Source organism: Pseudomonas sp. GL-B-19 (genome assembly GCF_019956415.1).
In the GTDB taxonomy this organism is placed as follows: domain Bacteria; phylum Pseudomonadota; class Gammaproteobacteria; order Pseudomonadales; family Pseudomonadaceae; genus Aquipseudomonas.
In genome coordinates, this window is sequence record NZ_JAHBDK010000082.1 from 1 (window position 1) to 13,059 (window position 13,059).

Annotated in this window: 19 protein-coding genes and 1 pseudogene; 8 read left to right on the top strand and 12 right to left on the bottom strand. The window is 58.9% G+C overall.

All coding sequences use genetic code 11. The annotated features are described in order from the left end of the window. Nucleotides 1–168: 168 nt before the first annotated feature. The 9 genes from KGB06_RS26440 to KGB06_RS26480 form a co-directional block, all read right to left on the bottom strand. On the bottom strand, nucleotides 169–1,170 hold the full coding sequence (locus KGB06_RS26440) for a glutathione S-transferase family protein (protein ID WP_223521075.1): 1,002 nt from the start codon (nucleotides 1,168–1,170) through the stop codon (nucleotides 169–171). Nucleotides 1,171–1,261: 91 nt separating this feature from the next. Next, complete coding sequence (locus KGB06_RS26445; protein WP_223521077.1) at nucleotides 1,262–2,263, bottom strand: glycosyl transferase family protein; 1,002 nt, start codon at nucleotides 2,261–2,263, stop codon at nucleotides 1,262–1,264. Beyond that, entirely contained in the window at nucleotides 2,260–2,595 is a 336-nt protein-coding gene (locus KGB06_RS26450) for a TusE/DsrC/DsvC family sulfur relay protein (RefSeq protein WP_223521079.1), read from the bottom strand. The genes KGB06_RS26445 and KGB06_RS26450 overlap by 4 nt, the downstream gene beginning before the upstream one ends. After that, nucleotides 2,592–2,885: a sulfurtransferase complex subunit TusB gene (gene tusB, locus KGB06_RS26455; protein ID WP_223521081.1), complete on the bottom strand. Its 294-nt coding sequence runs from the start codon at nucleotides 2,883–2,885 to the stop codon at nucleotides 2,592–2,594. Before tusB ends, KGB06_RS26450 begins: the two co-directional genes overlap by 4 nt. Continuing rightward, entirely contained in the window at nucleotides 2,885–3,247 is a 363-nt protein-coding gene (gene tusC / locus KGB06_RS26460) for a sulfurtransferase complex subunit TusC (RefSeq protein ID WP_223521082.1), read from the bottom strand. Before tusC ends, tusB begins: the two co-directional genes overlap by 1 nt. 1 nt (nucleotide 3,248) lies before the next feature. Continuing rightward, the gene (gene tusD, locus KGB06_RS26465) at nucleotides 3,249–3,641 is read right to left on the bottom strand and encodes a sulfurtransferase complex subunit TusD (protein ID WP_123432542.1); all 393 of its coding nucleotides are present in this window, start codon (nucleotides 3,639–3,641) and stop codon (nucleotides 3,249–3,251) included. 182 nt (nucleotides 3,642–3,823) lie between these two features. After that, the gene (locus KGB06_RS26470) at nucleotides 3,824–4,528 is read right to left on the bottom strand and encodes a YoaK family protein (protein WP_223521084.1); all 705 of its coding nucleotides are present in this window, start codon (nucleotides 4,526–4,528) and stop codon (nucleotides 3,824–3,826) included. A gap of 25 nt (nucleotides 4,529–4,553) precedes the next feature. Beyond that, the gene (locus KGB06_RS26475; RefSeq protein ID WP_223521086.1) at nucleotides 4,554–4,883 is read right to left on the bottom strand and encodes a DUF6388 family protein; all 330 of its coding nucleotides are present in this window, start codon (nucleotides 4,881–4,883) and stop codon (nucleotides 4,554–4,556) included. Between the two features lie 20 nt (nucleotides 4,884–4,903). Further along, nucleotides 4,904–5,152 (bottom strand): hypothetical protein, encoded by a 249-nt coding sequence (locus tag KGB06_RS26480; RefSeq protein WP_027925145.1) that lies wholly within the window; start codon nucleotides 5,150–5,152, stop codon nucleotides 4,904–4,906. Nucleotides 5,153–5,302: 150 nt separating this feature from the next. Between KGB06_RS26480 and KGB06_RS26485 the strand changes: the two genes are divergently transcribed. After that, complete coding sequence (locus tag KGB06_RS26485) at nucleotides 5,303–5,653, top strand: hypothetical protein (RefSeq protein ID WP_223521088.1); 351 nt, start codon at nucleotides 5,303–5,305, stop codon at nucleotides 5,651–5,653. Nucleotides 5,654–5,769: 116 nt separating this feature from the next. On the opposite strand, the gene KGB06_RS26490 is transcribed toward KGB06_RS26485, so the two are convergent. Further along, nucleotides 5,770–6,201, bottom strand: coding sequence for a GNAT family N-acetyltransferase (locus KGB06_RS26490; RefSeq protein WP_223521090.1), 432 nt, complete (start codon nucleotides 6,199–6,201; stop codon nucleotides 5,770–5,772). A 146-nt stretch (nucleotides 6,202–6,347) separates the two neighbouring features. On the opposite strand from KGB06_RS26490, the gene KGB06_RS26495 reads away from it, so the two are divergent. Next, nucleotides 6,348–6,785 (top strand): hemerythrin domain-containing protein, encoded by a 438-nt coding sequence (locus KGB06_RS26495; protein WP_223521092.1) that lies wholly within the window; start codon nucleotides 6,348–6,350, stop codon nucleotides 6,783–6,785. Between the two features lie 230 nt (nucleotides 6,786–7,015). Further along, nucleotides 7,016–7,609 carry an NUDIX domain-containing protein gene (locus tag KGB06_RS26500; RefSeq protein ID WP_223521093.1) on the top strand — a complete coding sequence of 198 codons (594 nt, stop codon included), beginning with the start codon at nucleotides 7,016–7,018 and terminating at the stop codon, nucleotides 7,607–7,609. 6 nt (nucleotides 7,610–7,615) lie between these two features. Here the strand turns inward: KGB06_RS26500 and KGB06_RS26505 are convergent, their stop codons facing one another. Continuing rightward, nucleotides 7,616–8,131 (bottom strand): methylated-DNA--[protein]-cysteine S-methyltransferase, encoded by a 516-nt coding sequence (locus tag KGB06_RS26505; RefSeq protein WP_223521095.1) that lies wholly within the window; start codon nucleotides 8,129–8,131, stop codon nucleotides 7,616–7,618. Nucleotides 8,132–8,281: 150 nt separating this feature from the next. Here KGB06_RS26505 and KGB06_RS26510 point away from each other — a divergent pair. The 3 genes and pseudogenes from KGB06_RS26510 to KGB06_RS26520 form a co-directional block, all read left to right on the top strand. Then, nucleotides 8,282–8,539, top strand: a pseudogene (locus KGB06_RS26510) (gamma-glutamyltransferase); the annotation flags it as partial. Nucleotides 8,540–8,652: 113 nt separating this feature from the next. Continuing rightward, nucleotides 8,653–9,183 carry a cysteine hydrolase family protein gene (locus KGB06_RS26515; RefSeq protein WP_223521097.1) on the top strand — a complete coding sequence of 177 codons (531 nt, stop codon included), beginning with the start codon at nucleotides 8,653–8,655 and terminating at the stop codon, nucleotides 9,181–9,183. A 171-nt stretch (nucleotides 9,184–9,354) separates the two neighbouring features. Continuing rightward, nucleotides 9,355–9,537, top strand: coding sequence for a hypothetical protein (locus KGB06_RS26520; protein ID WP_223521099.1), 183 nt, complete (start codon nucleotides 9,355–9,357; stop codon nucleotides 9,535–9,537). A 136-nt stretch (nucleotides 9,538–9,673) separates the two neighbouring features. Here KGB06_RS26520 and KGB06_RS26525 read toward each other — a convergent pair whose 3' ends face one another. Beyond that, nucleotides 9,674–10,576, bottom strand: coding sequence for a LysR family transcriptional regulator (locus KGB06_RS26525; RefSeq protein WP_223521101.1), 903 nt, complete (start codon nucleotides 10,574–10,576; stop codon nucleotides 9,674–9,676). Between the two features lie 146 nt (nucleotides 10,577–10,722). On the opposite strand from KGB06_RS26525, the gene KGB06_RS26530 reads away from it, so the two are divergent. Continuing rightward, nucleotides 10,723–12,222, top strand: coding sequence for a purine-cytosine permease family protein (locus KGB06_RS26530; protein WP_223521103.1), 1,500 nt, complete (start codon nucleotides 10,723–10,725; stop codon nucleotides 12,220–12,222). Further along, the coding region (locus KGB06_RS26535; RefSeq protein WP_223521105.1) for a nitrilase family protein at nucleotides 12,219–13,059 on the top strand (841 nt) is incomplete at its 3' end. The genes KGB06_RS26530 and KGB06_RS26535, both read left to right, overlap by 4 nt.

The following is a 13,059-nucleotide window of genomic DNA, read 5'->3' on the forward strand; positions in this document are numbered from 1 at the left end:
CGTGAGCTCAACCAATGTTGGCCAGAAGCCAAAGATGGCTTCCTCGAATAGGCCTTATACATAGATGCAACCGGGTAGCAGTGTTTGAAAAGCAGGTAGACAGTGGGGGCGAGTCCATACATAGGAGCGAGCCTGCTCGCGATGGGTCCTTCAAATCCGCCAAAAACCTCAGGCTTTGTGCCAAACCCCTTTCCCACTCAACCGCGCCCGATCATGCGGTGCTGTGAAATCCTGCGCCGGCCCTTTCGGCACAACCCCAGTCGGGTTGATGGTCTTGTGGCTGCCATAGTAGTGATTCTTGATGTGCTCAAAACTCACCGTCTCGGCAATCCCCGGCCACTGATAAATCTCGCGCAACCAGTTCGACAGATTCGGATAATCGGCAATCCGCCGCAGGTTGCACTTGAAGTGCCCGTGATACACGGCATCAAAGCGAATCAGCGTGGTGAACAGACGAATATCCGCTTCCGTCAGGTATTCACCGGTCAGGTAACGATTGGCGCTTAACAGCAGCTCCAGTCGATCCAGCTCTTCAAACAAGCCATCAAACGCTTCTTCATAAGCGTGCTGCGAGGTCGCAAACCCGGCGCGATAAACGCCGTTGTTGACCGCTGGGTAAATCCGTTCGTTCAACGCATCGATCTCACCGCGCAGTGGCTCAGGATAGAAATCCAGGTCATTGCCGGTCAGGTCGTCGAATGCGCTGTTGAACATGCGGATGATCTCCGCCGATTCATTGTTGACGATGCGATTCTGTTGTTTGTCCCACAGCACCGGTACGGTCACTCGGCCAGTGTAGTTGGCGGTATCGGCGGTGTAGCGCTGGTGCATGAAGTCGAGGTGATCGAGTTTGTCGCCGGTGGAGCCCAGGCTCTGGTCGAAGGTCCAGCCGTTTTCCAGCATCAACCAACTGACCACCGACACGTCGATCAGGCTTTCGAGACCTTTGAGTTTGCGCAGGATCAATGTGCGGTGGGCCCACGGACAGGCGAGGGACACGTAGAGGTGATAGCGGCCGGCTTCAGCAGCAAAGCCACCGACACCCGTCAGGCCCGGCTTGCCATCGGCAGTTACCCAGTTGCGACGCTGTGCCTGCTCACGCTGAAACGCGCCGTCCTTGCTGCTTTCGTACCACTGGTCATGCCAGCGGCCTTCGACTAATAAACCCATGTTCAAGACTCCTCAAACCATAAATCGTTGGAGAGGAGTCTATGCCCATGAGTTCGAACAAAAAGCGCAAAGGTTGGGCAGTTATGATCGGTTAAATCGATCTGTCCCGAGCATCCCAGTATTGCTGGGCTGTTTCGAACGCCTGATCACGGGACTGACCGAGCCCACGCAAGGCCAGGGCCATGGTCGAAATCAGGGCCATTTGCGGGTAGCTGTCGACCACGTCGCCGCGCCAGACGGCGTTCATATGCTCAGGGTCAAGGGCGGCGGGTTTGACGTGACGCTGGGCCGACATTTGCGGCCATTCTTCGTCCCAGCTTTTACCGCCCGTGGTGCCATACAAGTGACTGTCGGCGTCCGGGTTGATCTCGATTTCGCCGCCATCGCCTTTCACCACGATCGCGGTGTCGCCGAGCAAACCGCTGGCATCGCGATGCACCGCCTGGTAACCGGGGTGGAAAATACTTTGCAGGCCGCAACGAGCCCCCAACGGATTGAGGATGCGCGTGAGGGAATGGATCGGCGAGCGCAGGCCCAAGGTGTTACGCAGGTCGATCATGCGCTGCAGTTGCGGCGCCCAATCCACCAGCGGCATGAACGCCAGGCCGCCGTTATCGAGTGCCGCACCCACCTGTTGCCAATTGCGGCACAGTGGGATGTTCAGTCCATCCAGCAGTTGTTCGCTGTACAGCCGTCCGGCCGTGTGCGCGCCGGCGCCGTGCATGAAAATGCGTACGCCATTCTGCGCCAGGCACTTGGCTGCCAGCAGGTACCATGGCAGATGACGCTTCTTGCCGGCATACGTCGGCCAGTCCAGATCGACATTTAAGTCGGGAGCCTGCAAGCGTTCACGCAAGGCTTCGGTGAAGCCGGCCATTTCCTCTGCGCTTTCTTCCTTGTGCCGTAGCAGCATCAGAAATGCGCCGAGTTGGGTGTCTTCGACTTTGTCATCGAGCACCATGCCCATGGCGTCGCGGGCTTCTTCGCGGGTCAGGTCGCGGGCGCCACGTTTGCCTTTACCAAGGATGCGCACGAACTGGGCGAACGGGTGCTCGGCGGGTGTTTCGAGGGTCAGCGCTGGAAAGTCGGTCATAAGCAATTCGTCGGTTTGGGCAGGCCCGCCAGTTTCGCGGCGAGTTTGGCAGGGGTGCCTTTGAACAATCGGTTCAGGTGCAGGCTGTTGCCTTTTTCCGGGCCGAGCTTCAACGCGGTGTATTTGATCAACGGGCGGGTGGCCGGCGATAGCTGGTATTCGTCGTAGAAACCGCGCAGCAGTTCGAGGATTTCCCAATGCTCAGGGCTCAACTCGATGTCTTCGGCAGCGGCCAGGGCACTGGCGACCTCTAAGGACCAGTCGCTCAATTCGACGAGGAAACCGTCCTTGTCCAACAAGACGGCGCGAGCGCCCACTGTCAGGGAATTCATAGCCAACTGTTGACCTTGTCATGGTGAATCGACAGCTCGACGAAGGCCGGGTAATCGATGGCCTTGGCCCAGTCTGGCGTTTCAATGGACCGCGCTTGAACGTCTTCGGCCAGCACAAATAGTTGCAGGCCGCGAGTATGCAGCGCGCTGAAAGGCGCGGTACCCGGCTGCAGGGCATAGACCGCGTCGCCGGTCAGCAGCAGCGCATCGTTGGTGCCGATCACACGCAGGCAACTGCTCAGGCGGTCGTCGCCGAACGGGGAATGAGACAACACATGCAAAGTCGACATCAGAGGGTGATCACCTGGTCGTAACGGTCAATAAGGGCGGTGATGTCGTGGGCGGTCAGCACTTGGGCTTCTTCCAGTGACAAACAGGAAGGGTCCAGCCCACGTTCTGCGGCACTCTCGCCACAGACGAACAATTCCTCGACACCGAACATCGGCAAGGCCTGCAGGTTGGCGCTCAGGTCTTTTTGTTGCAGCGCTTTTGCGTCCTGTTTCGCGGCGAGCTGGAACACCCCGTCATCGAGAAACAGCAGGCCGATTGGCAAATCGAAGGCGCCGCCGGCCAGTACGATGTCCAGCGCTTCGCGCGCATTCGGCCCGGACCATGGCGCCTGACGGCTGATAATCAGCAAGGATTTAGCCATCTTACGCGCCCCCAAAACAGATCAAGCGGTCAGCGTCCTGCACCGCGTCGTGCAACTGGCCGAGGCCGGACAGTTCCCACGGCGCGCCGACTGCAACCGCGTCACGCTGATAACGCCCGGCTTCTTCCTCGTTCAAAACACCGCGACGCAGGGCGGCGGCGATACACACTACGCCGTCCAGTTGATGCTCGCTGACAAACGCGCGCCACTGTTTGGGCAGGTCCAGCTCATCCTGCGGCGTGACCACACTGGCGGACGCGTTGTAGACGCCATCCTGATAGAAAAACAGCCGGACAATCTCATGCCCACCGGCCAGCGCAGCCTGGGCAAACAACAGGGCGCGGCGCGAGGAGGGCGCATGGGCGGCGGAAAACAGTGCGATGGCGAACTTCATGACAGACTCGATCAGCAAAACTGTGGCCATGATAAAGCTTTATCGGCGGGGGGGCTAAATCGATGTTGTCTGGGCGGGCCCCTTCGCTGGCAAGCCAGCTCCTACAGGGGTTTTGTGAGCGATACAAATTCCTTGTAGGAGCTGGCTTGCCAGCGAAGGCGGCCTAACAGGCAACACATGAATCAGCGCGGCATATACCCCAACTGCCACCGCCGCGGAATCTTCAACGAAACCACCCCCAGCACACCCGCCAGCAACCCGCTGGAAAACAACGCCTGAAGCCCCAAATGATGTTCCAGCACCGCCCCAAGGACAGCCCCGGCGAACATCCCGGTCCAAGGGATCAGCTGCACCCGCCAGCCATTGCGCCGCTCGCCGAGCAGCCAGCGTCCCAGTCCGCGTCCGAAGCGTGAGAGGGCGCCGGTGACATAGGTCAGGCCGACCGGCAGGCCGTTCACTTCCTCGACGGCGGCATTGAGCATGCCCATGGCGATGATCGCTGCCAGTAGCGCAGGTAATTGTTCGTCAAAAGGCCAGGTCGCGGCCGCGCACAGCAGTGCGGCGATGCTCAGCATCAACGGCAGCGCCCGCCGCCTGCCGAGACGGCTGACGATAATGCCCAAGGCGTTGCCCGCGATGAAAGTGGCCACGAGCAGCAGCAGTCGCCCTGTCAGCCCCAGATCGCCGACGCTGATGGCGACGGCGAGGCGGGTGGTGTTGCCGCTCATGAACGAGACGAAATCGCCGCTGGCCATGAAGCCGATGGCGTCGGTCATGCCAGCGAGTACCGAGAGCATGGCCACCAGCGTCATGCCGATGCGCCCGCGCCACTTTTGCGTGTGCAGGTGGCCAGGGCTGGCGTGGGTTGAGGAGGTGGATGGCAGCATCGACGAGGGCATCCTTGAACAGTGGTTACGGATCTATCCCGTATAACTCGCAATAATCCAGCCAGTCCATACCGGCCATCTCTGCGACTTCGATATGCACCTCCCGGCGCTGGGTCTCGTAGTCCTGAAGTGTGGCGGCCGTCAGACGCAGCGTCAGTTCCCAGGCGAACAGCCCTAGGCGTTCGGCTTCAGCTTCGAAGGCTTCGTGCAGTCGCTCGTCGCGGTACTGCGCCGGGGTTTCACCCTTGGCCTGAGCCAGCAGCGGGTTGAGGTTGTCGAGCTCATCGCGCAGTTCGGGGCGCTCATCGAGAAACTTTTTCAGCGCCTGCTCGTGTTGCTGTTCGGTTGCCGCCATGGTCGCTCCTTGGTAACGGGTTACGAAGATTGTTTCTTGCTGGCCTTGGCCGCTGCGGCCAGGCATTCGAGGGCGAACTGCTCGGTGTAGGTCATCTTGATCGGCGTGGTTTCGCCTTTGACGGTGCGTTCGCCGTCGAGGATGTAGCGAATGCGCTTGTCGGTGACGCCAATGCGCTTGGCAATCCAGGACGGTGTCTGGCCGATCTGGCTGATCAGTTTGTCGGCGTATTCAGGGGTCGGTTTGTAGAATTCGGCGTTGGGGGTCATTGGGGCTTCCAGAAAAAAGGCGCGATACGGTGCTTATGGCGCGACAGGGTGCGCGAATCGTTACGCGGTGTCGCGGTATAAATGAAGTAAAGCAGAACGAAACGCTGCATCACGGTGATACAGTCCGCTTTTTCTTGATGAGCGAACGTAATGCGAATTCTGATGGTGGCGCTGGCCGTAACGTTGCTGGCGGGATGCGCGGGCTCGGTGATGGACGATGCTCGCACCAAGACCCCGTACAAAACCCTGAAATCGAACAAGCCACATACCATCGTGGCTGAGTGCGTGCAGTTTTCCTGGCAGGACGAGGCGGTGTTCGGTGTGGATGCTGCCGCCTATTTGCAGCCCGGTAAAAATGGCGGTTCGACGGTCTACACGCGATCGGCGGAATCCTTTGTGGACGTAACCACCGACGCTTCCGGCACCGTGTTGAATTATTACGCTCAGCATGACGACTTCGTCGCCAAGCGCCGTTTGGCGGCGTTGGCAACCTGCCTCTGATCCAAGGCTGACGCATACCCTTGTAGGAGCGGGCTTGCCCGCGAAAGCGGTATGTCAGTCAACGTTTATGTTGAAGCTGATGGCCCCTTCGCGGGCAAGCCCGCTCCTACAGGGTTCTATGCGTTATTCGTCAGGCGTTTCTGGAAAAAGAAGCGCTTGTGCCCCGGCGGGTAGTCGGCAATCTGGCCCAGTTCGCTGTAGCCGAGCCGTTTGTAAAACTCCGGCGCCTGAAAGTCGAAGGTGTCCAGCCAGATCCCCACGCATTCCTTTTCCCGCGCCAGGTCTTCGGCCATCTGCATCAACTTCGAGCCCATGCCCTGTCCCCGGGCCTGTTCAGGCACGGACAGCAGTTCGATGAACAACCACTGGAAAAAAAACCGGCCATACAACCCGCCGAGAATCTCGCCGTTGTCGTCGCGCACCAGCAAGGCGAGCGGTTGCGCATTGGCCGGGCCAGCCTGAGCCGCGTTATAGGCGCGCAGCGGCGTGAGGATGGCCTCGCGTTCTTCATCGGTGGGGTTTTGCGAGCGTTCGATTCGCAGGGTCATGAGCTACTTCCTTATGGCAATGAGTCTGGAGCCTATCGCGCTCGCGGCGATTGTTCTATCCCCCCGACACCAGTGGAACCGTCGCAGTCGCGCGGATGTCTAGCCTAAACAGCGTCATTTCAGAACGCGGCCAACGAGGACACCCCGTGAATATTTTCGAAGCCTTGCGTGAAAGCCACGAGCGTCAGCGCAGCTATGCCGATGCGCTGATCAAAACCAGTGGTGACACCCCGGAACGGGTCGAGGCTTACAAGCAGCTCAAGTCCGAACTTCAGGCCCATGAAACCGCCGAGGAGCGCCATTTCTATATTCCGTTGATGGAATTCGACAACGGCGTCGACCTGTGCCGCCACGCCATCGCTGAACACCACGAAATGGACGAAATGATGGAGGACCTGGACGAGACCGAGATGTCCAGCCCATCGTGGCTGGCGACCGCGAAAAAACTCGCCGACAAGGTGCATCACCACTTGGAAGAGGAAGAGCAGAAATTCTTCCAGATGGCCGGCAAGCTGCTCAATGACAAACAGAAAGAGGCACTCGCGGGCCAGTATGAAAAGGAATACAAGGCTCAGCTCTCCTGAGCCTGAGGAACAACACAATCCTGTAGCCGCTGACGAAGCCTGTAGGAGCCGAGCTTGCTCGCGATGACGGAGTGTCAGTCGCCAGCTGTGTTGCCTGATACACCGCTATCGCGAGCAAGCTCGGCTCCTACAGGCTTCGCCAGCTGCTACAAGGTTTGCATTACGGGGATGCCGGGCTTTTTCGTTTTCGCCTACCATGGGCAACTCTGACGAAAAAAGGATGGAGTGTCATGGCGAACACAGCCGAGCGGGTCAACATCATCGAATCCCAGGTGTTGTCCCACGACTGGTACCTGCTGAAGAAAATCACCTTCGACTATCAGCGCAACAACGGCGACTGGCAACGCCAGACCCGCGAGGTCTACGACCGGGGCAACGGCGTGGCGATTCTGTTGTTCAACCGCGAAAAGAGAACCATCGTGCTGACACGCCAGTTTCGGCTGCCGGTGTTCGTCAATGGTCACGATGGTTTGTTGATCGAAGTGGCGGCCGGATTGCTTGAGGGGGCCGATCCCGAAGAACGCATCCGCGCCGAAGCCGAGGAAGAAACCGGTTACCGCGTGCACCATGTGCAGAAGGTTTTCGAGTCGTACATGAGCCCCGGCTCGGTCACCGAAAAGCTGCACTTCTTCATCGCCGAATATGACGCTGGATTGAAAGTCAGCGAGGGCGGTGGGCTGGAAGAAGAGACCGAAGAACTGGAAGTGCTGGAGTGGGCATTCGACGAGGCACTTGAAGCGTTTTACCGCGGCGAGATCTGCGACGCCAAGACCATCATGCTCCTGCAATATGCGGCGATGAAGGACATCTTCTCGGCGCCTTGAGCCCATTCAAAACAGATCATCCATCCTGCTGGCGCCGGACCACTCGCACCCTTCAAGCGTCAGTAACCGCTCCTTCGCCTCAAGCCCGCCGGCAAATCCGGTGAGCTTGCCCGAGGCACCGATCACCCGATGGCAGGGTGCAACAATCGAGATCGGGTTCTTGCCATTCGCCGCGCCCACCGCCCGAACCGCGCTCGGATTGCCGATCTGCTCGGCAATCTGGCTATAGCTGCGTGTCTCTCCGAACGGGATCGTCAGCAGGGCCTGCCAAACCGTCTTCTGAAAGTCCGTCCCGGCAAAATCCAGTTCCAGCTCGAAGCGATTTCGCGTGCCGGCAAAGTATTCCTGCAATTGCTGAACGGCCCGCACCAGGATCGGATTGTCCGGGGCTTCGAGCATCGGGCCAAGCCGCACCCGGTTCGGTTTGTCGTTTTCCCAGAGGATGGCTGCCAGTCTTGCATCTTTCGCCACTAGCTTCAGTTCGCCGACCGGAGACGCCAGGGTGGTGAAGGTGTAGGTCATGCTAGCGGTCTCCGCGGAAGGTCTGAACAGAGGCTCAGCATACTGACTCGACGGGGAGGCGCAATACGCAATTCCGACCATACTTGCCTGTGCTTTAGCACCGCTCACTCGGTTTTTTACAGAGTTTGAAAACAAAAAAGAGACCGACTCATGAAGTACGAACTTTTTGCCAAATCGCTCATCGCGACTTCATTGACACTCAGCTGCCTGACCGCCCACGCGGCCTCCGTTGCCCCTGTCGCGGCCGAAAACGGCATGGTGGTTACGGCCCAGCATCTGGCCTCCCAAGTGGGGGGCGATGTGCTCAAGAAGGGCGGCAATGCCGTCGATGCCGCCGTTGCGGTGGGTTACGCGCTGGCGGTGGTGTACCCCGCAGCGGGCAACCTGGGGGGCGGCGGTTTCATGACCACAACGACCCTCGTCGCAACACCGGGCTGTCGCTCGGCTACTAACGGTTGAGTTTGAAAGGGGGACGGAGCTGTTTTCGTCCCCTGATTCACTGATTGTTCAAGGAGCGAATCATGGCCACTGCACTGTTAATCATCGACGTCCAGCAGGCGCTGTGCTCTGGCGAGTACGAGTGCTTTGAGATCAACCGCGTCATCGAGAACATCAATCACTTGAGCATCCGGGCCCGGATTGCCGGGGTGCCGGTCGTGTTCATCCAGCACGAAGAAGCGGACGGTCCTCTGGTGTACGACACCGCCGGCTGGCAACTGGCCGAAGGGCTGGAGAACGCCCCCGAGGATATTCGCGTACGCAAAACCACACCGGATTCGTTCTACCAGACCAAACTGCAAAAGCTGCTGCAGAGAGAAGAAATCGAGCGCCTGATCATCTGTGGTTTGCAAACCGACTACTGCATTAATGCGACCGTGCGACAGGCTCTGAAACTGGGGTATGACGTGGTGCTGGCGTCGGACGCACATTCCACTGTCGACAACGGCAACCTCGCCGAGGACATCATCGCCGAGCACAACAAGGATCTCGCGCGCTTGACCGGTTCAGTGGCGCGGATCGACGTCATGCCTGCGGGGAAAATCCGCATCTGAAACCACTGCCGGATCAACGGACACAATTTGTCATGAAATGATAAAGCGCTGTCGTCGATTGAAAAATTGATAACGCCCCCGCCTATTAAATTCTCCTCACGAACTGCGCCGCAAGCCCCGCAATTCGGCGGCTCGACCGCATAGACCTTCTGTCGTAAAGAGAACAACAATATGAGCGTAGAAAAACTGATTGGCGAACTGCTCGCCGAGCTAACAGGCGTGAGCCCCGACGGCCCATTCAACGAGAACGAGCGTCTGCAGCAGCACAATGAGCTGTTCCAGCTTGATCAGGATGTCTTCCATCCGGATTACGTGGCCAACGACCTACGCTTCGGGGTGCTTGAAGAACATTGAGTGTCTGAAAGGGGGCTGATCTATTTTCGTCCCCTGATTCACGGCTCGGTGACCCGAATCGACATCTTGCCTACAGCTGAAATCCGCATCTGAAACCACTGTCAGCCTCGAAGCTGCAATCCGGCTGATAGTGAACTCACCCTGCTGCAAAAATCTCAATCAGCTCCGCCAGAAACGCACTCACCACCTCGCGTTGCCGCGCCGAATGTCGAACGGCCGCATGAAAGCCGACTTCATAGCGCAGTTGCTCAGGATTCAGCGGATGCAACTGCCCCAGCTGTTCATGTTTGGCCGCGTAGTGCTGTGGCAGAAAGCCCAAATGCTGCCCTGACAGTATCAGCAGGGCGGCGCCGTCCATGCTGTCGGTGAGCACCGTCAAGCGCTCGATGGAAGTGGGCGCGGGCATTTCCGGCAAGGGGTGGCTGGGCCAGACCCAGTCGTAATCGCGCACGTCATCGCGGCTCAGCGCACCCACGTGATCGAACAGCGGGTGGGCAGGGGCACAGTAGGCGATTTGGGTTTCCTGGAACAAGGGGTAGTAATCGATGTTGGGCAAGCGGTGCCAGAAGTAACCGATGGCCAGATCGATGTGGCCGTTGATGATTTTTTCTTCCAGCAACGAAGACGACAGTTCGGTGAAGTGGAAGTACAACCCCTCATGTCGTGAGCGCAATCGGGCAATGGCCAGGGCGATGTTCTTGTTGGCGGACGGATCGATTTGACCGAGCAAGCCGATGTTGATATTGCCCGACACCTTGCGATTGATGTGCTGCACTTCAACCCGAAAGCCTTCGGCCGCCGCCAGTAACCGACGCGCCGCATCGACAAACTGGCCACCCTTGGGCGTCACCGAAAACCCGCCGCGCCCACGCTCGCACAAGCGAAATCCCACCCGCGCTTCCAGCGTCGCCAATTGCGCGCTGATGGTGGGTTGAGTGGTATTGAGCGCGGTCTGCGCGGCCGAGATGCCGCCCGCCTCAACGACGGTCAGAAAGATCCGGATCAAACGCAGATCCAGCTCCGATACAGTGCCCAGCATATGTGCCTCCGATGTTCGCCACATAGACGCGGATCTATGTAAACAGTGCGCCTGCGATATTTTACAGCCCTGATCAACGCCCTACATTGCAATGAAACCGGCGCTTTGCCCATAAAAACAACAATTACCAGCATAGGAATATTCGTATGTCAGGGTCCCCACAGTCTGCGCACGCCCTCGAAGCGAGCAGCGGGTTGGCCATCGAAGGCCACTCGATCGATTACATTCCAGAAAACGAACGTCACGCCAAACTCAGCAGCCAGGGACCTTTCTGGTTTCTGGGCAACTTCCATTTCTTCACCATCTCTATCGGCTTTGTCGGCCCGAGCCTCGGCTTGTCGGCGCTGTGGACGATGCTGGCCGGTGCGCTGGGCATTATGTTCGGCACCATTTTCATGGCCTTCCACGGTTCGCAAGGTCCGGAGATGGGCCTGCCGCAAATGATCCAGTCCCGCGCCCAGTTCGGTTATCGCGGGGTGATCCTGGCCTTGATGGCGACGATGTTTGTGTTCGTCGGCTTCAACGTGGTGAACATCTCGCTGATCATGAACGGCCTCGAACATGTGTTCGGTATCGACCCGACCATTGTCGCGGTGGCGGTGGTACTGATCGGTGCGCTGCTGTCGATCTACGGCCACGACCTGATGCACAAAGCCTTCAAATGGGCGTTGTTGGCCACGTTGCCGCTGTATGCGCTGGTCACGATCGCCTTGATGTTCGGCGCCGGCCAAGAGGGCGTTGCCCCGGCGACGGACCTGGGCTTCAGCTGGGTTGCGTTCGCCACCTTGTTTGCCATCGGCGCCAGCTACAACATTTCCTATGCGCCTTATGTGTCCGACTATTCCCGTTACCTGCCGAAAAACACCAGCCGGCCAAAACTGATCGCCGCCGTGTTCATCGGCGCCTCGCTGTCCGGCGGCTGGATGATCGGCCTCGGTGCGTGGCTGGCGCAGCAGTTGAAAGCGGTGGATGCGCTGGTGGCGTTGAACCAGGTCGGGTCTTCGATGATTCCGGGGCTGGGCAACTTGTTGGTGATCGTCTCGGTGGCGGGCTTCCTGCCGATCATCGCGCTCAACACCTACAGCGCCATGCTGACGCTGCTGACCGGCGTGGACTCGATCAAAAAAATTACCCCGACACCACGCGCCCGAGTGATGTCCATCACCGCGATCAGCGTGATTCTGTTGACCTGCGTGCTGTCGATCAAAGGTGACGGCATCGCGCTGTTGAACACCTTCCTCGTATTGCTCCTGTACTTCCTCGTGCCCTGGACCGCCGTCAATCTGGTGGACTACTTTTTTGTGCGCAAAGGCCGCTACGCGATCCCGCACTTCTTCACGCCAAACGGCATCTACGGCGCCTGGCAATTTCGCGGCATCGTCTCGTACCTGATCGGCTTTGCCGCGATGGTGCCGTTCTTCTATATCTTTGATGCCGCCGCCAACAAAGAGGTATTCGTCGGTCCGCTGGCACGCATGCTCGAAGGCGTGGACATCGCCTGGCTGGTGGGATTGGTGGTCTCGGGCCTGACGTACTACCTCCTCAGCCGCTCGCTCGACCTCGCATCCGAACGCCGGATCATCGACTCGATTACCGAGAGCGACATCCTTGCCATGACCAAACCGACTGTGGAGGAGGTGCGTTGAACACGGCCAAAAACACCGTGGTCGCCTGCTGCCAAGTGGCACCGAAAATCGGCGACCTTGCGTTCAACCGCACGCTGACCGAACGCGCCATTCGTTCGGCGGCCCATCAAGGGGCACAGATTGTGGTGCTTCCCGAGCTGGTGCAGAGCGGCTACGTGTTCAACGACCGCAACGAAGCATTGTCCTTGGCAGAAACGACCGAAGGACCGACCTTGCGCCTGTGGGCGGCACTCGCCCGCGAATTGAACATCGTCGTGGTCGGCGGTTTTTGCGAACGACTGGACGGCGACGAGTTGGCTAACAGCGCGGCGATGATCGATGCCCAAGGTTTGCGCGCCGTATATCGCAAAGCGCACCTTTGGGATGCGGAGAGTGAAATCTTCAGCGCCGGTGACGCGCCGCCGCCGGTGGTTGAAACGGTGCATGGGCGAATCGGGATGTTGATTTGCTACGACCTGGAATTTCCGGAGTGGGTGCGACTTCCGGCACTGACTGGTGCGGATTTGCTTTGTGCGCCGGTTAACTGGCCGGATGGACCCAGGCCGCCGAACGAACGTCCGGCGGAAGTGGTGCGGGTTCAGGCTAATGCGTCGGTGAACCGGATGTTTATTGCCGCGTGTGATCGGCATGGGCATGAACGAGGGGTTGGTTGGGTGCAGGGTTCGGTGATTGTTGATGCGGATGGTTATCCGCTGGCGGGGCCGGCAGAGCAGGGGGGGGAGCAGATTTTGTTGGCGACGCTCAATCTTGGTGAGGCGCGGAATAAGCGGATTAGTGCGCGCAATGATTTGCATCGGGATCGGCGGGAGGGGTTGTATCTTTCTCTTATACACATCT